This window comes from Gottfriedia acidiceleris, from assembly GCF_023115465.1.
Taxonomy (GTDB): Bacteria; Bacillota; Bacilli; order Bacillales; family Bacillaceae_G; genus Gottfriedia; species Gottfriedia acidiceleris_B.
In genome coordinates, this window is sequence record NZ_CP096034.1 from 3,659,206 (window position 1) to 3,682,223 (window position 23,018).

Sequence of the window (23,018 nt, forward strand, 5' to 3'; positions counted from 1 at the left end):
AAAGCACTTTGACTTTTGAGACAACCCTTTATTGTCAGTTAGTAGATTTCAATCCCCTTCCAAACTAAGAAACTGTTCATTTCGAAAGCTATAAATATACTAACAAATATTACTTAATTATAACTGTACGTTATAATTTAACTCTATTTAACATGGTTTAAAACTTGAATAGTAGAAGCTGAACTTTGGTTTCCTGCACTATCTGTTGAAGTAACTGAAATAATTATATCTTTCTTTTGTTTAGCAATAGTGATACTAAATTTCCCTGATGCATTAGCTGTCCCTTGTGCAACGATTTTATCATTAATTTTCACAACAACTTTTGAATTTGCTTCTGTTAATCCTGAAATTATTGTATCATTTTGATCAATCGGATTAATGCTCGGTGCATTAGGCGCTGTACGATCTAATACTGTAATTGTTGCTGGTTCACTACGGTTACCAGCTGCATCAGTTGCACTCACTGTTAATACCGTTTCTGCTTTTTGTGTGCTTATATCAATCGTATATTTTCCGTCTGCATTAGCTTTTCCTGTTGCAATCGTATCATTATTGTTTTTTACAATAATTGTTGCATTTGCTTCCGCAGTACCAGAAATTGTCGTATCATTGTCATCAATTGTATTGATTGTTGGTACATTTGGTGCTGTAATATCCACTACAGTAATAGTTGTTCCACTACTTACTTTACCATCATCATTTGTTGCTGTAATCACTAAAACAGTACCTGCTTTTTGTTTTGCGATTGGAAGCGTAAAGTCACCTGCTTCATTTGCGTTTCCACTTGCTACAACAGTTTCGCCTGCTTTTACAGTAATCGTAACATTTGGGTCTGTTTTTCCAGAAATTGTTGTATCACTGTCACCTAAGCCTTTGACAACTGGTGCGTTTGGAATTGGCACCACTTTTGTTGTTAAACTCACAGTGTTTGATACACCCGCGTTTAAGCCACCTGTAATCGATACTCTGAATTGATAATTCGTGTTTTCAGTTAAACCAGTTACAGTTACTTTGCCATCAGTCACAGACAATGTGCCGTCTGTTGTTGCCGTTTGCCAGCTTGATCCATTATTTGAAGACTGCTGGATTTTGATCGCTGTTGCATCCACCGCTGGGTCCCAAGTGAATGTTGCTTTGTGTGCACTGCTATCAACGTTTTTGAATGTGTTTACGCTTGATGCGATGCCAAGCACATTAAAGTAGTCAGTTGCGTATTTTCCATCTACCATCTCTTTTGGTGTGATTAAAGCATCAAAGTTTGATTTATACAAGTTACTTACTAAGAAATTCATATCTTTCTTATCTACAATCCCATCTTGGTTTAGATCTTCGATATTGAATTTTGTTGTATTTTGAACTCCAAACATTTTCGCAACTTGTTTCACGTCTAAGACGTCAATCACGCCGTCGCCGTTCACATCACCAGCTAGTCCATTCGGTTGTCTGGATGTAGCTCCAATATAGCCACTAAACGCACCGACATTGTCTCCCCATGGAGTCTGCGTATTCATTGTGATGGTCTGAACGCTCTTTAAGTGCCCTGGTGCTTCGATGATTACTTTGAATGGGTCTTTTGAAATCGGAATGTTTAAGATATTGACATACCCTTTCGCATCAATCGTTCCTGGGTACTTAGAACCATCCGAAAGTAGTGCATATGCTTTCGCATTTAGTTTTGTATAGTCCATCGTTACATTGTTCGCAAACGCTTGAAGCCTAACAAAGGATTGAACTGAATTATGCGTCGGAAGAACTTGGAAGCTGTTGACACGACTTAACGCTGTAATGTTGGTCGGCTGCGTTTGACCATACTGCATCATGCTGAAGTTGGTCATTACATCATCCTCAACCATATTCCCATATAAAATATTAGCCGGCCCTTGTGGATCATCGTTCTTCACCTTTAGGGTTACGTTCAAAAATGGCATCTTATCGCCGCTGAATCCTATGAAGTCTTCTCCGCCGCTTAAATGAGCGCCAACATTGATCATGGTTTTAGCTGAATAAAGAGGGTCAGCCGTTGCAACAGGCGTATCTATATTTACCTTCACGCCATGATCATCTGCCCATTTTTGGAATTCAGGTGCAACCGTCACCCCTTGCAAATCGTACACATCTTTCCAGTACGTTGCATTATATGTCCCTGACATCATTTGTTGAACATTGTGTAGGTTCAGTGTCATCGTGACTGTATCATTCAGAGTCACTTTTTGTTTGTCATACGTCGGCACCATATACGACGTGCCTTTTTTAACAAATGCATATTGATGGAAATCATTGACTATTTCCGCGTTTCCTGCTACATCATTTGGGAAAAGTGTGACGACTGCTGGACCGTTTTCAATGTCCGATTTTTCAATCCCGAATTTCGTATCCCCATTTGGATCTGTCGGGAATGCCCCATCCGGATCGTCAATGCGATTATAGTAATAGAACAACGTGTTATTTGATTGGGTGATGCCTAGAGGAGCCAACTGAGCGGTTCCTTCATCGTATAAGTTGGCATGAACCCAAAACGCATGATAAGTATTACCATCTTGTTTTTCATCCGTAAAGTCTGAATCACTCAGCTCGTACACGCCTGGAGCATGATCTTTATAAGTCAATTTCGGCAATTGGTTGTCCACTATAAATGGCATCGACTTCTCATACGTTTTCGCATACATATTTGTCGTATCTGTTGCGCGTAATTTAATCGTGTACTGACCTTCTGGCAAGGCTGCTTTTGTGAACTGGCTCGTCAATTCTTTCGACGGATCTCCGATAAATGGATAGTAATTAGCTGCATCAAAAGGAGGCATAACTAAGAACTGATCCGTTGGCGCTGTACTTGCACTAATTGGCGATGGGTATGTTGCTCCAAGTGCGTTGCCATTTTTGTCATAAATTACCGCCCACACATATTTCATCGGACTGTTTAATGTGAAGCCGATATTTCGTGCACTGCCAAGATTAAAAAATGAAGGGATGACCGCCTTTCTAGTAGTGGCCGCATTGTCGTCCATCTGCAAGTTGCTGATTCCTTTTTCCACCGAACGAACAGCCAATGGCATGCGGTACGTTTCACTTGGATCATCATGATTTACAATGTTTAAATATCCTTCGTATCGACCATAATCTGCACTACTTGGTACGTTCACGGTTGCTGTAAAGCTTGTTGTTTCACCTGCTTTTACTGTTAGTGATGGTGAACTTGTTGTCACTGTAATGCCGTTTTTAGTTGCATCACTTACCGCTGCATTTGGTTTTATGAAAGTTGCAGATATATCAAACGTTTTGTCAGAGTTTCCTCTATTTTTTACTTTCACTGTACGATTACTTGTATTGACCGCACCGTCTTTTCTATACACTGCGCCAAACGTTAATGAACCTTTTTCGTAATTCATGTTCACAGTATTACCACTACTATCAATGTTTGCAGTTGTATCTTGTGCTTTAAAGCTCACGTCACGTTTTACTGCTTTCACTACATTGACTAAACCAGCACCTTGTTCGTATACAGAGTAATCTCCGTCTAGATTTCCAGAAGTGTTCGACAACGCTGCTTTCACGTCAGCTGGTGTGTAGTCTGGATGTGCTTGTAAGATTAGCGCAGCAATTCCTGCGACATGTGGCGCAGCCATCGATGTACCTGATATACGAGCATACGCGTTACTATAGTCTACTTTATCTGGGCTATGAACGAAATATGGATAAGTTGAGTACACTGATACACCTGGTGCCACAACATCTGGTTTAATATCATATGTCGAAGTGACTGGTCCCCTAGAACTAAAGCTTGCTAAGTGGTTCCCTTCTGTATTCGTTGAACTTACATTCGTAAAAGTGATTGTATTTGTGCCTGTTACACTACGTAAACGTTCACCATCAGCTTTAGTCATACGGAATGTTGGTATAAACCCATCGTCACTTGCTAAGTAACTATCAATGTCACCGTCAATATTGTTAGTCATAATCGCTGCAACCGCGCCTGCTTTCGCTGCGTTTGTTATTTTTTCAGCTAACGAGAATGTCCCACGTGTAATCAGTGCAACTTTTCCAGTTAAATCGATTGGATTACCGTTCGCATCTTTAAAATCAGCTGCTTGTGCTAAACCAACATCAACGAATTGATAAGTTTTATTCTCAAGATCTGATAATTTATCGGTATAACCTTTTCCAAGCAACTTGAAGTTAGTAAATGTTTCATTCCCTACTTTTGCTGATGCAGTCGGGATACTTACCGGGAAATCACTTGCACCAACCGTAATTGCAAGCGCTGATGCACCTGGCGTACCTAGTGAGCCTGCACCCGGACCTGAGTTCCCTGCTGAAATTACACATGTTACACCTGCAAGAGTTGCGTTATTAATTGCCACAGCTTCTGCTGATAGAGGATCATTACTTGGTGCCCCAAGAGATAAGTTGATAACTTTCATACCATCTTGTAAAGCTTTGTCAATCCCACCAATAATCGCATCTTGAGCCCCTGTACCGTAAGGACCAAGTACACGATAATTATACAAGTTTACACCTGGTGCAACACCTTGTGCTGGTAACTCTATATTATTTTTCGATTGAGCTGCAATCGTACCTGAAACATGTGTACCGTGGAACGTATAATACGGTTCCCCACCATCACCTTCAGGTTTGCCAGCTTTTACCCAATCTTCAACTGTTGTTTCCATTGGATCAGCATCGTTGTCAACAAAATCCCATCCTTTAACTGTTGTTGGATCGATTTTGCTAGCATCTTCTCCACTTTTTGCACGGTAGCCTTTATATACGTCTGTTAAATCTGGGTGATTGTAGTCAATCCCTGTATCAATAACCCCTACATTGATTCCTTTTCCAGTAGTACCTTCTTTATGCAAATCTTCAATACCTGGTAATGGAATGTAATTTTCTGGTAAATTATTCTCACCTTGTTCACTTTCAGCAGAAGCTTTCATTTCTCTTGGGTCAAGCTTTACTATGTCATCGTTTAATACACGACTTACTACACCAGAATCAAATAATTTCTCAACTAAATTACCTGGTAGTGTCATTGCCACCCCGTTTAATGCATGTGTGTATTCACGCGTAATTTGAACGGTAGCATCCCCAGCTGTGTCTGTTGTTTCATTAGATCCTTCATTTGGTGCGATACTTAATGCTGATACTGCATTTACTGAATTAGTTTTACTTGCACTATTATTTAACCCATTTACAAATGACTTGAATGTAGAATGTGATGAATTAACTGCGCTATTTTCTGCGCTTAATGTCGTTTTTTCACCAGCCACTTCTTTTTGTAGGACACTTATTTTTGCTGGCTCTTGCGTAAATTCGACAATAACCTTGACCGGTTTTGAACTTTTCGTATCAATTTTTGGCGAAATCTTTACATCACTTTCTGTTGATATTTTCTTTAACGCATCGATTTGATCAGCTGTTAAGTCTGGTGTGCTTGTTTTTTGTGTATGTGAACCGACGACAGTATTTTCTGTGCTAACATTTGGTGTAGCTGCTAGTACATTAAATGGAATCATCGAGCCCACGACCAGAGCACTGATCGTTGTTTTAGCTAAACTCACTTTGAAGTTCCTTTTACTCAAATTGTTCTCCCCCATTTTTAAAATTTTGACAATTTTCTTTCTTTTCATCATTTTATCGTCAGCAATTGACATTGTAAATTGGGGAATTTCACACAATAAAGTTTGAATTTCTTCAATAATCGATCTATTTTATAGGTCTATTTACCCGAAAATATTTAAAATACTATATTTTCAGACATTTTAAACTTGGGTAATTTTGAATTTATTCCACATAAAATTTTTCCTTGATTTTCTTATTTAAAATCATTAACATTTTTTAATTAAAATTTTCGCATTGATCATCAATGAAAACATTTAAGAAACTATATCGATATAAAAAAAGTTATGTTTTCCGCTTAGATAGACAGTAAAAAAGAAAACATGCTATGGTGTTTTTAATTGTCTACTTGAGTAATGATTTTTTCTATGGAGAAAAAATGAAAGAATTTCTAAATTATTCTGTAGAAAAGTGAAGAGTTATAGTTTGAAAGTGGGATTTGAACGTACAGGATAAAAAGAATAAACAGACACACCAGGAGATAATATATCAGGCTTAACATCATAGTCCGCTAGAACTGAAACTTGCAGGATGTGTGCCTTCAGTGTTTACTGTACCTAAACTTGTATACTTAATAGAAGAAGTTGCAACCGCAGCTTTTAATCGTTCTCCATCTGCTTTCGGAAGACAACTTTATCTCGGAAACTATCTTCTGTTAGTCTCTTAGTCGCGATTGAAACCTCATAACCTTTATCTATTAATTTATGAATAAGTCGTTTTCCGAAAAAACTCTACCAAGTTAGTTTTTCTAGATGGCTTTTTTTTACGATTTGGACAAAATCAATTAAAAAGAGAGCCCCATCTAAATGATTAGAGGCTCTCCATTTTTATTATTATTTGTTTAAAACGACTGTTTCAGTTGCAACACTCACATTCCCAGCTGCATCTTTTGCCGTTACAGAGATAACTAATCCAATGTAATCGCCATACGATTTATGTGGTATTTCTAAACTGAAGTTCCCATTTTGATCTGCTTTTACTTCTGTCACTACATTGTTGAATTTTATAGCAACCGTCGCATTTGCTTCGGTTCTACCTGTAATTTTTTGGTCTTTTTTCGTAACTGTATTAATGATTGGTGCATCTGGTGCTGTACGATCTAATACAACAATCGATGCTGTTTCACTTTCGTTTCCAGTTGCATTATTTGCACTTACTGTTAATACACTGTCTGCTTTTTGTGGTTTAATTTGGATACTATAGTTTCCACTTGCATCCGTTTTTCCAGAACCTATTACAGTATTATTGTTTTTCACAACAATATTGACATTCGCATTTGCTTTACCAGTAATCGTTGTATCATTATCATCAATTACATCAATTGTTGGTGTTAAAAGTAATGTTGTCATCTGAATAACGTTTGATTTTCCACCGTTAAGTGTACCATTCAAACCACCCATTACAACCAATCTAAAACGGTAGTAAGTACTATCACTTAATCCTGTCACTTTCGCACTAGTTGAGCTAACTGTAATCGGTGTTTCCAGTTTTGCATCTGTCCAAGTGAAGTCATCTGGCCACGTGATACCATCCTTACTTGATTGTTGCTGAATTTTCACTCCGCCCCATACACCAGCAGGATCTACAGCTAACCAATTAAGTGTAGCTGAGTTAGCATTTTTCGTTGAAACTTTAAACGTGTTTACATTGCTGTATACTTTTGCTAAATTGAAGAAATCTGTTGCATACATATCCTTGCCATCAACTTTGATCACTTCTTTTGGTTTCGTCGTCACATCTGGATTTGATTTATAAATATTTGATGCAACTGACTGCATGTCTTTTTTATCAACAATTCCGTCTTTGTTAAAATCTTCAATTAAATAATTTACATTATCTTGTTGGCCCATTTTATCAAATACTTGCTTCGCATCTAACACATCAATCATGCCATCGCCGTTTACATCTCCAGCTACAGCCGTAGGTTGAGTACCTGCAACGAATTTAAGCTCTCCAATATCTTCGCCCCAAGAAGTCTTTGTTCCTAACTGGACTTTTTGAATGCTCTTTAAATAGCCTGGAGCTTCAAAAACAATATCATATGGATCCTTTGAAAGTGGAATTCCATGAATATCGATAAAGTTATCATCTGCAACTGTTCCTGGGTATTTTTTCCCATCAGAGCCTTGTGCGTATGCACTTGTTACAAATTTCGAAATACCATTATCTGCAAATGGTGAGCCCACTCCTGGAAGACGTACGTATGATGTTACATACGAATGCTTAGGAATAATTTGATAACTGTTTATTTGATTAAAAGAAGGAATGATTGTTTCATTCGTTTCTCCTTGCTTTGTATAACTAAATGTCGTTGTATTTTTTTCACCATCCAATGTATCCCAAAGAATGTTGAATTCATCATTTACTACTTTGAACGTTACATCAAGAAACGGAATATCTCCACTAAAACCTTCATTACCAGTAATGTGCGCACCTAATTTTACTATATTTTTAGAGTTCGTATAATCTGGATCTGGTTTAATAACTGGATCGTCTACTGTGACTTTCAGACCATGAGTGTCTGCATAATCCTGGAACTTTTTATTAACCTTTACATCTACAAACTGAAGATAGTCTTTATAGTAATTAGCATTGTAAGTTCCTGACATTAGTTTCTCAACATTATTCAAATCTAATGTCATCGTCAATGTATCATTTAATGATACTCTCTTTTTATCGTAAGTTGGAACGACATATGGTGAACCTTCCTTAATAAACGCATAAGGATAAAATTCATTCAACAGATGAGCGTTACCCGCTTTATCCATTGGGAATAAGATCATTGTTGCTGGACCTTTTTCAATATCTTGTTTTTCGATTCCAAATTTCGTATCTCCATTGTTATCAATAGGGAAATCTCCATCTGGGAAAAACTTTTGGTTAAAATAATACCAAAGAGTGTTAGATGATTGTGTTAAGCCAAGTGGTGCTAATTTACTTGTTCCTTCATCGTATAAATTTGCATGAATCCAAAATGCATTAAATGCATTCCCACCCATTGTCTCCGTTGTAAAATCTGAATCTTTTAACTCGTATACCTTACCTGGAGCATGATCTTTAATTGTCAGTTTTGGTAACGTGTTATCAATGACAAATAGTTGTAATGGTGAAAGGTATTTAGTTGTTCCGTCTAAATCAACCGCACGTATTTGTGCATAATATTGACCTTCTGTTAATTTACCGTGAGGCGTTGTACTAGGCAATGTAATCACATCATTCGGATTGCCCACATACTGATAATAGTCTCCCGTATCAAACCCTGCAAATATATCTCTATCAAGTAGTTTTGTTCCGGCGTTTGATACTTCTTCTCTTCGATCAGTCACTCCAAGCATTTTACCATCTTTGTCATAGATAAATATACGAACCGACTTCATTGGGCTATTTAATCTGTATTTCAAATAGGCTAAACCTGGTGTACCCTGAAACGGATTTGCAGGAATCCAACTCACTTGGCTAATCGCTTGAGTAGCCATTGTGCTATTTCCAATACCTCGATCAACGACATGAACAGCGAATGGTAAACGATAAGTCTCGCTAGGATTATCATGGTTTACAATATTCACATACCCTTCATATCTGCCCGTTGTAGCAGTTGTTGGAATACGAATTGTTGCTGTCAAATCCGAAGATGCTCCACCAGCAACAGTTACTGATTGTAAAGATGTCTTGATCTCTACATTATTGGATGCTGCATCAAGTACACCTGTTTTTGCTTTCGAGTATTCATAACTAATATCAAATGATTTCGATTCGGATCCTTTGTTCTTAATCGTAACCGTTTTAACGCCTTCATTTGTATCGCTTGTTTTTTTATAAATTGTCCCATAAGGTAGCGAGCCTGTTTTATCGTCAATCTGAATATTCTGCGCACTTCCTGGATCATAATTTAGCGTTTGATTTTTCACTTCAATCGCTACATCTGAGTGAACAGCTTCTTTCACATCGACTAATCCAGCCCCTACTTCGTAGACAGAATAGTCATCTGATAATTTATCTGCTGTATTCTGTAACGCCTCTTTCACTTCAGCAGGTGTGTAGTTCGGGTGCGCTTGTAAAATAAGTGCTGCAATTCCAGCTACATGTGGTGATGCCATTGATGTACCAGAAATACGAGCGTATGCTGTTGAATAATCGATTCCAGGTTCTGGACTATGAATGTATTCTGGATAAGAAGAATAGACAGATACACCAGGTGCTACAATATCAGGTTTAATATCATAGTTATCAGAAACAGGTCCTCTTGAGCTAAATCCTGCTAGATGATTTCCTTCTGTTAACATCGAACCGAAGCTTGTAAACGTAATGGAAGCTGAACTTGCAGCAGTCTTTAAACGCTCTCCATCAGCTTTTGTCAGGCGGAATGACGGGATAAAATCTGTTTCTTGTGCTAAATATGAATCAATTTCCCCATCTATATTGTTATAAAGAAGGACAGCTACTGCGCCAGCATTTTTTGCATTTTTAACTTTATCCGCTAATGCATATGTTCCACGCTGAATTAAAGCAACTTTTCCTGTCAAATTAATTGGCTGACCATTTGCATCTTTAAAATCATCGACCCCACCTAAACCAACATAGACAACTGGGTATGATTTGTTTACTAGTGAGTTTAAATCATCATTGAAGCCTCTACCTAACAACTTCATATTGTTGAACTTTTCAGACCCAACAGTAGCTGATGCTGTAGGGATATTCATTGGAAAGTCGCTCGCTCCTACTGTAATAGCTAATGCGGCTGTTCCTGGAGCACCAAGTGTTCCTTCGCCTGGCCCTGCGTTTCCTGCTGAAATGACACAAGTTACGCCAGCAATTGTCGCATTATTAATGGCGATCGATTCTGGTGCTAGTGGATCATTAATTGGCGCACCTAAAGATAAGTTGACAACGTTCATACCATCCGTTACAGACTTTTCAATTCCCGCAACTATCGCACTCTCAGATCCACTTCCGTATGGACCTAACACACGATAGGAATATAATTCAACATTAGGAGCAACACCTTTAGCCGGAAAACGAACATTGTTTTTTCCTTGCCCTGCAATCGTTCCCGACACGTGTGTACCGTGATACGTCACATATTCGTGACCATCCACAACTGGAGACCCAGCTTTTTTCCAATCGTCAGGAGTCGTCTCCATTGGATCCGCATCATTATCAACAAAGTCCCAACCTTTAACGGTTTTCGGATCAATACTCGCTGGATCGACATTATTTACTTTACGATATCCTTTATATGCATCCGTTAAATCTGGATGATTATAATCAATACCTGTATCAATAACACCGACTTTAATGCCTTTTCCATTAATGCCTTCATTATGCAAATCTTCAATTCCTGGAAGAGGAATCGAGTTCTCTTCTATTGTGTCCGGGTAATTTTGTTGGTTCAGTGCACTTTGCTGTGTATCTTCTTGTCCGTTTTGGTCAACCTTTACCACTTCATCCTTATAGATTTGGTTGACTAATCCAGACTCTAATAATTTCTCCACTAGCGTTCCAGGAAGTGTCATCGCTACACCGTTAAACACTCGTTTATATTCATTCGTAATCTGAACTCCAGATTGATTCGACGAATTAGATGAAGCTTCAGTACTTGGCGTGTAACCAAATGTACTGATCGTATTTACGCTTGCTTTCTCTGGCAACATTTTTTCAACAAACTCTTTAAACAGTTTATGGCTATCATTAACATCTTGTTTCGCTTCTTTTAATGAAATATCATTTCCTGCCACTTTTTCTTGAAGTACAGCGATCTCTGCCGGAGCTTGTTTAAATTCGACAATCACACGAACCGGTGCAGAGTTGTTCACAGCAATATTTGGATCAATTTTGGTTTCACTACTTGTACTAAAATGGTTAAGAGCTGTTGCCTGCTCTGGTGTTAAATGATTTGCATTTGATAAACTACTTGTACTTGTACTTGTAGCCGTTCCTTGAATTGTGTTTTGGATATTGTTTGCCGCCAAAACATTATAAGGAACAATTGTAGAAAGTAAGACACCACCGATTGTTGCACTTGCAAGTACTTTTCTAATTTTGTACTTTCCCATTTGTTCTCCCCCTTTAATTGTCAGTTGAAAAGCTTGTTCCTCTCTAAATACTTGAATCTTATAAATATTCTAAAAATAAATACTAAAATTATTTTACTAAAGTCGACAAAACTCTTGTATTGGGGGAATTTGGTACTTTCGCTGTCGACTTTAATGATTTTAAACTCTGAAACTATTAATTTTTGAGAGGTATATCCATTGATAAAATGAAATAGCATAGAAGAATACTCTCATAACTGAGAACAAGGTCACTTGCTGAAACTTGGGGGAATTTGGCAAATTATTATTATTTTTTTTAACGTTTTTTTGTTATTCCAAATATTTACATCATTTTTAATCTTAATTTAATAATCTATGAATAAAGAACTGTCGAAAATTAAGTACAAATTATTTGAAGTTAAGATTTAAGTGGTTAGAAAGAATGAGGAATACTATCCTTCTGTGTAACAGGGATTACTAATTACTTATCAAAATAAAAAACATGAAATACGTTAGTATCTCATGTTCTAGCAAATGTCCTTATCTATTTTTAATAACAATATAATGAGTTTCAGGTCTCGCATTTAATCTAAGTGGTATTGTCGTAGTACCATATCCATTACTTATTAGTTGAGTTATCCCCTCATACACATGAGTTTTACCTTTTTCATAAGGACCATATCCGAAAATCCTTATTTGGCCTCCATGAGTATGACCACTTAAAACAAGTGATACTCCATGTTCCATCTCTAGTAACTTCAAAATTCTTGGATTATGACTAACTAAAAGCTTAAATGTATTTGGTTTAACATCTTGAAAGGCAAGTTCAAGATCAACCTCTCCTGTTTTCAAATCATCTACCCCAATTAATGTCCATTCTCTTTGCAAATGATTTATCGTAACTGAAGAATTTTTCAAAACAGTTACATTCCACCTATTAAAAATAGTCAGTAAATCCTTCTTTTCAATTTCGATATCATTATTTCCCCAAACAAAGTAGACTTTTCCAAGACTACATAGTTTTTGAATATTTTGCTCGACCCTTTTAAGAGGCACGCCTTTTTCTAGTAAATCCCCGCCAATTATGACAAGATCAACTTGATTAGACATCCTATTTATAATAGAAGAATTTATTTTTCGTCTATGAATATCTGAAATAAACATTATTCTAATTGGCTTTTCAAGAGGAGCATTTGAAAAAGAAAATTCATGTTTTCTTACTATATTTAAATGAGCCTCTATAAACATATAAACTAACAACAGAAAACCTAGTAATATAAAAATGAAAAAATAAATCATATAGCCCTCCATTTCCAACATTAAAAGAAATACCTACTCGCCTATCTTTTCTAAAAAGGAGTTTTGCTTCTATTATTTAATGTCCTTGATAATTCTCGCTGGACTACCTCGCTCACATTAGCCGCCTTTAAAATCGTTTTCCACCTATCTTTTCCGGCTTTTCTTCTCTATTTCATGTTAAAGTATTATAAAAATAAACCAAAAATTGATAGGAGGTATTTCATTGGATTCAACGATTTACTTGTCGTTTATTGGTGTGTCCTTATTATTAATAATTGCACCTGGGCCTGATAATATTTTTGTTATGGCACAAAGCATTTCATTTGGTAAAAAAGAAGGAATTGCAACCGCATGTGGCCTTTGTTCAGGCGTTACAATCTATACACTTGCTGCTTCAATTGGACTATCCGCCATCTTGTATAAATCAGATGTTGCTTTTTCCATTTTAAAATACTTAGGTGCTTTTTATTTACTGTACTTAGCGTATCAAGCCTTTCGTTCAAGCAATGAAGTAGGCTCATTCACGAAACCAAAAAAACAAACTTTACCAAATTTATATCGTCGCGGATTTTTAATGAATGTACTAAATCCAAAAGTTTCTTTATTCTTCCTAGCGTTTTTGCCTCAATTTATAGACAAAAGCGGTATGGCAGTTCCTCTACAGATGATTGTTTTAGGTTTAACTTTTATGGTATTAACTCTCATTGTATTTTCAATTATAGCTTTTTTTGCAGGTAGCTTAGGTGAAAAATTGTTACAAAATGAGAAATCATCTAAAATTATCAATCTAGCACAAGGCATTATTTTTACAGGAATTGGATTAAAACTATTCTTTATGGATCGATAAAATTATGATTATATAAGTAGTCGTGAACAGAAAAATGAGTACTGTGAGTAGTACTCATTTTCTTTTTTGGGGAAGTAAATTTTGGATTTCGTTATTTTTTAATTGTATCACTATCTATTGTATCGTTATCTTTTGAATTTAGTAGGTTTCACCCTATTTATACAAGTTAAGTAAACCATTTTTTGCAGTTTTGGATTTTTTAATTAGATTTAGCTATTAGCTATTTTAATTGCACCTTGGCTGATTTATTTGCACTTTGTTAAATTTAATTGCAGATTTCGGATTTTTATTTGCACCTCATCAAACTCGTGTTTCTTCAGCTCTATCTTTTTATAATATTTTCAATTCACCAGCTTTAATTATACCCGCTTGTTTTAAGAATATGTAGACGATATACGAAACGATCCCTGGTACTAATACGTATGTAACAATCATTGGTATAATAACTGCACTTCCATAAGTAGCTAATAAATTCATTGGGGCAACTAATGCGCATAACCCTAAACCTGCGATTTCTTTTGGTGCTTCAATATGAAATAAGAATGCTGATATCGGTCCTGCCACTGCACTTGCAACTATGGTCGGTATAAGTATTTTAATATTCCTAGTTACATTTGGTAGCTGTAATTTTGGCGTGATGATTAATAATCCAAGAATACTACCCGGATCATTCTCTCGTGCAGAGATCACAGCTAAACCTACAAATTGTGCTGCACATCCCGCTAATGCAGCTCCTCCGGCTATTCCATCTAAATTCAAAGCAATTGCTAATGCAGCAGAGGAAGCAGGCGAAACAATTAAAATCCCCCAAACGACTGCTAATACAATTGAAGCTATAATTGGAGAACCTTCTGTTGAACCTTTAATAAAATTCCCAACCGCTATTAAGATTGGAGAAATCCATTTTGATAAATATAATCCAACTAAACCTGAAATTAAGATGGCAAATAAAGGCACAACCATTAAATCTAGTTTCGTTTTACCTTGAACTGCTTTTCCAATCAGAATTGCAACTAAAGCTGATAATAACGCTCCTACTGGTTCCCCCATTTTAATGGTCATTGCCGTATCTACCATTAATAATGCCCCGGAACCGATTATTGCAGCGGCCATTGCTGAAAAAATGATTAACGTACTTGAACCTAATAAAACAGCTATACCTGCACCAATAGCTGGTGCCATTAATAACTTAGTTGATAATCCAATCGTCATTAAAGATTCGAAATGAAAAATTTTCCCTATACTTTCAAGTAAAGACCCGATACCAATCATGACAAAAACAGCATGTGCTATACCTTCTGATGCTCTAAATACCCTACTTTTTTCTTGCGTACTCATATCATACCTACCTTTTTTTAGTAACTACTTCTATTATTTGCATAATGAATAGAAAATTATTAATAAATAGAAGCACAAAAAAGCGTCCAAAGAAATTGGACGCTTTCAATAGGGAAATTATACTATATTAGTTGTAATGCTTAAACACTCTTCCGCTTTCATTAGTTGTTTCCAAACTTCATTTGTAGAAGTTCCACCTTCACTAATTCTTGCTTCCATAACCGTTTTTGGATTTAATGTATGATAAATATCTTCTTCAAACACTTCATTAATCAACTTAAATTCCTCAAGACTTAATTCCCCAAGAAACTTATGATTCTCTATTGCATATAGAACCGTTTTTCCAACGATTTCATGAGCTTGGCGGAATGGGATATTTTTTCGAACTAAGTAATCTGCAAGGTCAGTAGCGTTTGAATAATCATTTTTAACAGCTTCATACATACGATTTTCGTTTACTTTCATTGTATCGATAATCCCCGAAAGTAATTGAAGTGCTCCCACTACAGTATAAACAGTATCGAACATACCTTCTTTATCTTCTTGCATGTCTTTGTTATATGCTAAAGGTAGTCCTTTTAAAACAGTTAATAACCCGATTAAACTGCCATAAACTCTCCCTGTTTTACCTCGAAGTAATTCTGGAACATCTGGATTTTTTTTCTGCGGCATAATACTAGAGCCGGTACAAAAAGCATCGTCTAATTCGATAAACTGAAATTCTTGGCTAGACCAAATGACAAATTCCTCTGATAGTCTAGATATATGTGTCATAAGTAATGACGAATCAGAAAGGAACTCTACGATGAAATCACGATCGCTTACTGCATCTAAACTATTATGATAAATGTCACTAAAACCAAGTAATTCAGCAGTTCGATGACGGTTAATTGGAAATGTAGTTCCAGCTAATGCACCTGCACCTAATGGTGAAATATCTACTCGTTTTATACTATCTTTGAAACGGCTCTTGTCACGCTCAAGCATCCAAAAATACGCAAGTAAATGATGTGCAAATGAAACAGGCTGTGCTCTTTGTAAGTGCGTATACCCAGGCATAATTGTATTTACATGCTTTTTTGCTTGCATAACGATTTTATTTTGAACTTCTTCAATTAAATCAATAATGGAGGACGTATTATTTTTTAAAAAAAGGTGCATATCCGTTGCTACTTGATCATTTCGACTACGACCTGTATGTAGTTTTCCTCCTACAGGACCAATTTCTTCAATTAACAGGCTTTCGATATTCATATGAATATCTTCATTTTCAATACTAAATTGAACCTCATTTTTCTCAACTTTTTTTAATATATTATTTAAACCTTCTATTATTAGTTCAGCTTCATTGATTTCAATTATGCCACATTCTCCAAGCATGGTTGCATGCGCGATACTACCAGCTATATCTTCTTTAGCCATTATTTGATCAAATTCAATTGATGCCGTAAATTCTTCTACTAATTGGTTAGTCTCCTTCGTAAAACGTCCGCCCCAAAGTTTTGACATAACTGCCTCCTTCATCCAACCCTATATTTTATTTAGTTAAAACTGTATTTTTCTGTGTAACTTCGCTATATACCTTTGTTGGTAATCCCCATAGTTTAATAAAGCCTACCGCTGCATTATGATCAAATAAATCACCCTTTGAATAGGTTGCAAGCTCTTCATTATATAGACTAGTTTCCGATTTTCTACCTACTACTGTATGAGTGCCTTTAAATAATTTCACACGAACAATACCACTTACTGTTTCTTGTGTTGTATTGACAAAAGCATCTAAAGCACCCATTAAAGGTGAATACCACAATCCATCGTAAAGCATTTTAGAAAATTGTTGTTCAATACTTACTTTAAAATTTGTCACCTCACGAGGCAATGTAAGGAACTCTAATTCTTTATGAGCATTGATTAAGATTAGCGCTGCTGGATTTTCATATACTTCACGTGATTTTATGCCTACTAATCTATTTTCAATATGGTCTATTCTTCCAACACCATGTTTTCCACCAATACCATTTAATTGTTCAATTAGTTGAACTAAGTCAATAGGCTGACCGTTCAGGCTAACAGGTACACCTTTTGAAAATTCAATTTCAATATACTCAGGAAGATCTGGAGTATTTTCAATTGCATTCGTCCAATCAAAAGCTTCCTCTGGTGCTTCATTCCATGGATTCTCTAATACACCTGCTTCACAAGCTCTTCCCCATATATTTGCATCAATTGAAAATGGATTATCTAGATCGACCGGAATTGGAACACCGTTTTCATGTGCGTACTGTATTTCCTCATCACGAGTCATGCCCCATTCACGAACAGGCGCCACTACTTTTAGATTCGGATTCAAGGCCATTACTGAAACTTCGAAACGAACTTGATCATTTCCTTTTCCTGTACAACCATGTGCTACTGCAACTGCACCTTCTTGCTTTGCTACATCTACTAATAGTTTTGCGATTAAAGGTCTTGATAGAGCAGATGATAGTGGATACTTACCTTCATATAATGCATTTGCTTTTAGAGCGGGGACAATATATTCATTTGCAAATAAGTCCTTTACATTGATCATATATGACTTAATTGCTCCTAAATTTAACGCCTTTTGACGAACAGCTTCAACATCTTTTCCTTCACCTAGATCAAGACAAAGTGCAATCACATCGTAGTTATATTTCTCTTGTAACCATTTAATACAAACTGATGTATCTAAGCCACCTGAATATGCTAAAACAATTTTTTCATTTCCCATGTTATTACCCCCGATTAGATTTTTAGAATAAATTTTTAGAATTATAAATTTCCCATTAATGCAACTAAGATCGCTTTTTGAGCGTGAAGTCGATTTTCGGCTTCATCAAATACTACCGAATGCTTACCATCAATTACGGAAGCTGTTACTTCTTCCCCTCTATGTGCAGGTAAGCAGTGCATGAATAAATAATCATCTTTTGCGTTTTCTAATAAGTGATCATTTACTTGATACGGGCTAAAATCTCTTAAGCGAGTTTCAGCCTCTTCCTCTTGCCCCATACTGGTCCAAACATCCGTAATCACAACATCAGCTCTACTTACACCATCTACAGGATTATTAACTACTTCAATAACACTTCCTGTTGTTTTTGCTACATGCTTCATTGATTGAAGTACAACTTTATTCGGTTCATACCCAACGGGACATGCAATTGTTAAATAAACACCAAGCTTAGCTGCACCTTCTATTAGAGAATGACAGATGTTATTATTTCCATCTCCTACATAAGCAATCTTCAAACCTTTTAATCTACCTTTATGCTCAAGAATTGTTAAGAAATCAGCCATGATTTGAGCAGGATGGTGCAGATTTGTTAATCCATTAATAACTGGAATTGACGAGTGTTCAGCAAACTCAGTCAACATCTCATGAGTATTTGCTCGAATCATGACCCCATCTACATAACGAGAAAATACTTTCGATGTATCATGAACAGTTTCGCCTCTACCAAGCTGTAAATCTTTACTACTCATAAAGATTGCATGACCACCTAATTGCATCATGGCAATTTCAAATGAAAGTCTCGTTCTAGTAGAATTCTTTTCAAATATCATCCCTAATACTTTGTTTTTTAAATAAGGATGTGCCTCTCCCGCTTTTTGCATATTTTTCATCTCTAATGATTTTTCAAGTAAGAATAATAATTCACTTGATGAAAACTCACTTATAGAAAGAAAATTTTTCCCTTTAAAATCCGACCATTTTACAGAGCTAAAATTTCCTTTTGTAACATTCCCTTTTGTCTTTTGAATATAACCATTTTTCTTTACATGATTTTCTTTCAATACTTTGCTCATAAATCCATCCCCTTTTTTTAGAAGCTCAGATTCTTATATAATGAATGATTATACACAAATATAAATAATTATACAATTGGTTTTTTAGTTTTTTTTGGTAATTTTTTATGAAAAATTTTAATGCATCACTAAACCCCTTAGAAACACACGTTTTATACTAATAAACAAGATAAAAAAAACGGTTAAAATAAAAAAAGATGAACTAACCAATCATATATAATGATAGGTTAATCCACCTTTTTTAATATTTATTCATTTACCAAGAAATGACTTTAACATCCATAGCATCTTTTCAATTTCAGCAATCTTACCAAGGAATAAATCAGCTGTTTCTTGATCATCACTTTCTTCTGCAATTGAGATTAGATCACGCGATTCTTGTACAATTTTTTCATAGTCTTTAATCAAATCAGACACCATTTCTTCTGCAGAAAACGTATGATTACCTTCTTTAATCGTAGCCGTTTCTAAGTATTCACGAAGTGTCGCAATTGGTTTTGCCCCAATTGTTAAAATACGTTCTCCTAAATCGTCTACCATTACTTTTGCATCGTCATAATACAATTCAAATTTTTCATGTAGAGTAAAAAAATTCGGTCCTTTTACATACCAATGATAGTTATGTAATTTTACATATAACACATTCCAATTTGCCAGTTGTTGATTTAATAGACTTTCTAAATTTGCCAACTTCATTCACACTCCAATTTCTTTGTTAACATACAAAGAAATTTTTCCCAAAAAGTGTGTAGTCTATTCTATTTTTCCCCATGAATGTTCAATTGTTGTTCGAAATAGTTCGTTTAAGTTCTCTATATTCACCTTGTTTGATTCAGTTATCCCCTTCACATATTCTTCAAAAAACTGAATTTTATGTTCAATAAAATCATTTAATACTTTTTTTCTAGGCTCTCGATCTAATTCTTCACCTTGTTTTTTTCGGATTAATAACTTCTCTACTTCTTCTAAAAAATCCTGTTCTAACCCCTTCATCTCTAAAAGATCATCAAACAAAATTGGAGGAATTTCGTTGTGTTTTTGAATCCATATACAAGCTAAAATTGGTCTTAATACATAAAAATACTTTTTAATCTTAACTTCTTCACCTTGCAAATAATCACGGTAATTCCCTTTGGCCATATGGAGATAATGGTAAATACACGCCTTTTTAGAAAGAATTTCATTACCGATTTTTCTTAATTCTTCTGAAATCGTTAAATCATCATGATAAACAATTGGAGACCGTAACCATTCTAATAAGGCTGGGTTTGACTTTGCGAAAAGATTAAGTGCCTTTTTTAAGTCCCACCCACTAAAGTCGAGTAAATCATTGATTGGATATTCAATTACATCCCGTTTTTGGTTAATGCTTAAATACCAATCTTTGCGGTGAACATAGACAAAACGTACATCATAATCGCTGTCTTTAGAAGGAAAACCCCACGCTCTACTGCCGGATTCAACTGCAAATAGTATTTTTACGTCATGTTCGACTTCTATTTGTTTTAGTTTTTCTGATATTATTTCCTTCATATTTATCCCCTCCCCCGTCATTAAATGCTTTAGTATAAATAGTTTTATAAATATTAGGGAATATAGATGGAACTTTACTTTCAACTTTTATTATAGAATAAAAATAACTCCTAGATATGTGTTCTTCCTTATATATCTAATATATTGCTCGACTTTTGATTTCTTGGTGATTATGACTATTATCTAAAATTAACAATTTACAAAATAAAACTTTGACTTCAACGAATAGCATTTCCAAGTTTTCACTATGTTCTGAGTTTTGGTTATTGTATAAGCGCTTATTTTATTTTCCATGGAAAGTACCGCCGAAGTTTATTTAATTTTTAACTTGCGATTTCCTTACATCACATGAACGTAAATGGAAATCGAGGATTGAAAAAGGAAAAAGACAGTCGTTTAATGACTGCCCTTTAAAAACTCTCTTAGCCTATCTGATAACTCATCCATATTTTGAATTCCTTCTTTAACTGTTTGAACGGCCATTTCAAAATTTGGTTCTTTCATTTGCAATTCTTCATATAACCAATCATATAGATTTCCAGCGTCGGAACATAATTGATTTAAGCATTCCTTTTTGTTGGAAGGAAAAACTAAATCTTCTAACGATAGTTCTCTATTTTCATTAGCTAGTTCATTTCCTATTATCTGACTTCTTTTCAAATTTTCTTTACCTAATTCTTCTACTTTATCCCACAATTCTTCACTCATTCGATCACCTACAAATTCTCACTTTAAAGGAGTTTCCATTTCTTTAGTAATTGTGTTTACTCCTAGATACTTTCCTTTTCTCACCTCAAGCATAGTATCTCCAAATACATAAAAAAATGACTGAACTCTTCTAGCTAAGATTTAGTGCTGTCACTATCTTTTAATCAATATCATTTCTCCTACTTCAAGGTGATTCAATAAGTTGGCAAATAGTTCAATCAAATTCTACAAACTAGTCTTCTTATTAATGTAGAACTGCATGTACACTTGCTGGGACTTTCTTTTTACCTTTTTTTGTTTTTTTATATGTCACTACTTTATCATATAAATACTACTGCTCTTGATCGTCGAAGATAAATTACTCCATATGGCATTTGCCCATTTAAGTCCTTGCATATATTATGAGAGAAAATACAGAGAATTAATCTAGATTCCATCATAATATTAACTAGTATAATTGATAGGATGTGGCCTAAGTGGAAAACTTTATTTATGTCTTAAAACCAGTTCGATCAACTTTTTTAAATGACTCAACGGAAGAAGAACAAACTATTGTATCAGAGCATTTTCATTATCTACAGAATTTAAATAAAGAAAAGACAGTCTCTTTAGCAGGAAGAACCGAACAAGCTGAATTTGGTATTGTCATCTTAAAAACAGAAAACTTACAGCATGCAGAAGAAATCATGCAAAATGATCCAGCTGTTAAAAAGAATGTTATGACTGCTGAATTATATCCATTTTTAATTGCTTTAAATTAAATATAAAAAGTGCAACGAAATTGACTAATTCAGGCCATTCCCGATGCATTTTTTTACTTTTAATTACTTTAAATTAAAAAATATATTTTCTAATTCTTTTAACGTAGTAGCGTTCTTAGCTACTTGAGATTTTTCTTGATAGAAACTAATATTACTAAAACGATGTAATAATAAATAGGTCATTAATTCTTTTTGTAATCCCTCGTTTAATTCATTATTCATATAGCCATAACTCTCTAGAAAAATCTTATTTAGTCCTTCAACAGGATAAAACATAAACGCTATTGGCCCAAGTAAATCATATTTTGAGTTTCCTACAAAGCAATCAGCAAAATCAATTAAACCAGTAATTCTCCACATGTCATCAACTTTATTCATGATTAAATTAAATGGAGTGTATTCTCCGGTTAATAACACGATTTGTTCTTTTCCTTGCAATGTTTTATCTTCTACATAGCTTGTTAATTGGGTAAATAATTCATCATTCAGTCCGTTATTCTTATGATGGTTTTCAACTTGCTCTATTTGATTTGTCAAAAATTGTTTCCAATAATCATAATCATCTTGTTTTGTTGTGATTGTTGCTTCATGGATTTCTTTTATTATTTTTCCTAAATCAAACGCAATTTGCTTTTTCTCCTCAAAAGTCAGGTCATCAAAGACATCAATTAAAAGAGTCCCTTTCAGTTCACTCATTACTAAATAGCTCCAGCCTTCAAATTGACCAGTTGATATTAATTTAGGAACATCTACAGATAGAGTTCGGTTGTTTAAAAACTCAAGAACCTGCTTCTCTTTTATGAACTCGTCATTCACATAAGAAGGATATAATTTAATTACAATTTCACCATTTATACTAAAAACTATATTTCCACCGTACGAAAATCGAGTAAGCTTCTCATAATCGATCTTTTCTAACTCACAAATTTTACGGATTTTACCTTCCCAAAAACAATTTTTCTCTCGCATTATTCTATATTTTTCTTTTGTTATTTTATAAAGATAGGTCATCCATTCTACCTCAATTATTGAATTATTTTTTTTATTAATTTTCCT

The 23,018-nt window shown here is 35.1% G+C and carries 13 protein-coding genes; 2 read left to right on the forward strand and 11 right to left on the reverse strand.

Annotated features, from left to right (window positions below; translation table 11 throughout):
* Nucleotides 1-143 precede the first annotated feature (143 nt).
* The 3 genes from MY490_RS17310 to MY490_RS17320 all read right to left on the reverse strand — a co-directional run bounded on the left by MY490_RS17310 (nt 144) and on the right by MY490_RS17320 (nt 12,944).
* Complete coding sequence (locus MY490_RS17310; RefSeq protein WP_248266785.1) at nt 144-5,576, reverse strand: S8 family serine peptidase; 5,433 nt, start codon at nt 5,574-5,576, stop codon at nt 144-146.
* Nucleotides 5,577-6,446: 870 nt separating this feature from the next.
* A complete protein-coding gene (locus tag MY490_RS17315) occupies nt 6,447-11,666 on the reverse strand; it encodes a S8 family serine peptidase (protein WP_248266786.1) in 5,220 nt (1,739 codons plus the stop codon).
* A 519-nt stretch (nt 11,667-12,185) separates the two neighbouring features.
* Nucleotides 12,186-12,944, reverse strand: a complete 759-nt coding sequence (locus tag MY490_RS17320; protein ID WP_248266787.1) for a metallophosphoesterase — start codon at nt 12,942-12,944, stop codon at nt 12,186-12,188.
* Nucleotides 12,945-13,167: 223 nt separating this feature from the next.
* On the opposite strand from MY490_RS17320, the gene MY490_RS17325 reads away from it, so the two are divergent.
* A complete protein-coding gene (locus MY490_RS17325; RefSeq protein ID WP_248266788.1) occupies nt 13,168-13,791 on the forward strand; it encodes a LysE family translocator in 624 nt (207 codons plus the stop codon).
* Between the two features lie 330 nt (nt 13,792-14,121).
* Here the strand turns inward: MY490_RS17325 and MY490_RS17330 are convergent, their stop codons facing one another.
* The 7 genes from MY490_RS17330 to MY490_RS17360 all read right to left on the reverse strand — a co-directional run bounded on the left by MY490_RS17330 (nt 14,122) and on the right by MY490_RS17360 (nt 21,201).
* Nucleotides 14,122-15,129 carry a PTS sugar transporter subunit IIC gene (locus tag MY490_RS17330; RefSeq protein WP_248266789.1) on the reverse strand — a complete coding sequence of 336 codons (1,008 nt, stop codon included), beginning with the start codon at nt 15,127-15,129 and terminating at the stop codon, nt 14,122-14,124.
* Nucleotides 15,130-15,246: 117 nt separating this feature from the next.
* Nucleotides 15,247-16,638 carry an argininosuccinate lyase gene (gene argH, locus MY490_RS17335; protein ID WP_248266790.1) on the reverse strand — a complete coding sequence of 464 codons (1,392 nt, stop codon included), beginning with the start codon at nt 16,636-16,638 and terminating at the stop codon, nt 15,247-15,249.
* 28 nt (nt 16,639-16,666) lie between these two features.
* Nucleotides 16,667-17,881: an argininosuccinate synthase gene (locus MY490_RS17340; RefSeq protein WP_248266791.1), complete on the reverse strand. Its 1,215-nt coding sequence runs from the start codon at nt 17,879-17,881 to the stop codon at nt 16,667-16,669.
* 41 nt (nt 17,882-17,922) lie between these two features.
* Nucleotides 17,923-18,960 carry an ornithine carbamoyltransferase gene (argF, locus tag MY490_RS17345; protein ID WP_248266792.1) on the reverse strand — a complete coding sequence of 346 codons (1,038 nt, stop codon included), beginning with the start codon at nt 18,958-18,960 and terminating at the stop codon, nt 17,923-17,925.
* Nucleotides 18,961-19,212: 252 nt separating this feature from the next.
* The gene (locus tag MY490_RS17350) at nt 19,213-19,656 is read right to left on the reverse strand and encodes a Dps family protein (RefSeq protein ID WP_248266793.1); all 444 of its coding nucleotides are present in this window, start codon (nt 19,654-19,656) and stop codon (nt 19,213-19,215) included.
* A gap of 57 nt (nt 19,657-19,713) precedes the next feature.
* On the reverse strand, nt 19,714-20,493 hold the full coding sequence (locus tag MY490_RS17355) for a nucleotidyltransferase domain-containing protein (protein WP_248266794.1): 780 nt from the start codon (nt 20,491-20,493) through the stop codon (nt 19,714-19,716).
* Between the two features lie 396 nt (nt 20,494-20,889).
* The gene (locus MY490_RS17360; protein WP_248266795.1) at nt 20,890-21,201 is read right to left on the reverse strand and encodes a hypothetical protein; all 312 of its coding nucleotides are present in this window, start codon (nt 21,199-21,201) and stop codon (nt 20,890-20,892) included.
* Between the two features lie 476 nt (nt 21,202-21,677).
* On the opposite strand from MY490_RS17360, the gene MY490_RS17365 reads away from it, so the two are divergent.
* Nucleotides 21,678-21,962 (forward strand): YciI family protein, encoded by a 285-nt coding sequence (locus MY490_RS17365; protein WP_248266796.1) that lies wholly within the window; start codon nt 21,678-21,680, stop codon nt 21,960-21,962.
* Between the two features lie 63 nt (nt 21,963-22,025).
* On the opposite strand, the gene MY490_RS17370 is transcribed toward MY490_RS17365, so the two are convergent.
* Nucleotides 22,026-22,973 carry an aminoglycoside phosphotransferase family protein gene (locus MY490_RS17370; RefSeq protein ID WP_248266797.1) on the reverse strand — a complete coding sequence of 316 codons (948 nt, stop codon included), beginning with the start codon at nt 22,971-22,973 and terminating at the stop codon, nt 22,026-22,028.
* Nucleotides 22,974-23,018: the final 45 nt, after the last annotated feature.

Coding starts and splice junctions, on each gene's coding strand:
- MY490_RS17315 (WP_248266786.1), bottom strand. CDS start 11,666: ATGGGAAAGTACAAAATTAGAAAAGTACTTGCAAGTGCAACAATCGGT.
- MY490_RS17320 (WP_248266787.1), bottom strand. CDS start 12,944: ATGATTTATTTTTTCATTTTTATATTACTAGGTTTTCTGTTGTTAGTT.
- MY490_RS17330 (WP_248266789.1), bottom strand. CDS start 15,129: ATGAGTACGCAAGAAAAAAGTAGGGTATTTAGAGCATCAGAAGGTATA.
- argH (WP_248266790.1), bottom strand. CDS start 16,638: ATGTCAAAACTTTGGGGCGGACGTTTTACGAAGGAGACTAACCAATTA.
- MY490_RS17340 (WP_248266791.1), bottom strand. CDS start 17,881: ATGGGAAATGAAAAAATTGTTTTAGCATATTCAGGTGGCTTAGATACA.
- argF (WP_248266792.1), bottom strand. CDS start 18,960: ATGAGCAAAGTATTGAAAGAAAATCATGTAAAGAAAAATGGTTATATT.
- MY490_RS17350 (WP_248266793.1), bottom strand. CDS start 19,656: ATGAAGTTGGCAAATTTAGAAAGTCTATTAAATCAACAACTGGCAAAT.
- MY490_RS17355 (WP_248266794.1), bottom strand. CDS start 20,493: ATGAAGGAAATAATATCAGAAAAACTAAAACAAATAGAAGTCGAACAT.
- MY490_RS17360 (WP_248266795.1), bottom strand. CDS start 21,201: ATGAGTGAAGAATTGTGGGATAAAGTAGAAGAATTAGGTAAAGAAAAT.
- MY490_RS17370 (WP_248266797.1), bottom strand. CDS start 22,973: ATGACCTATCTTTATAAAATAACAAAAGAAAAATATAGAATAATGCGA.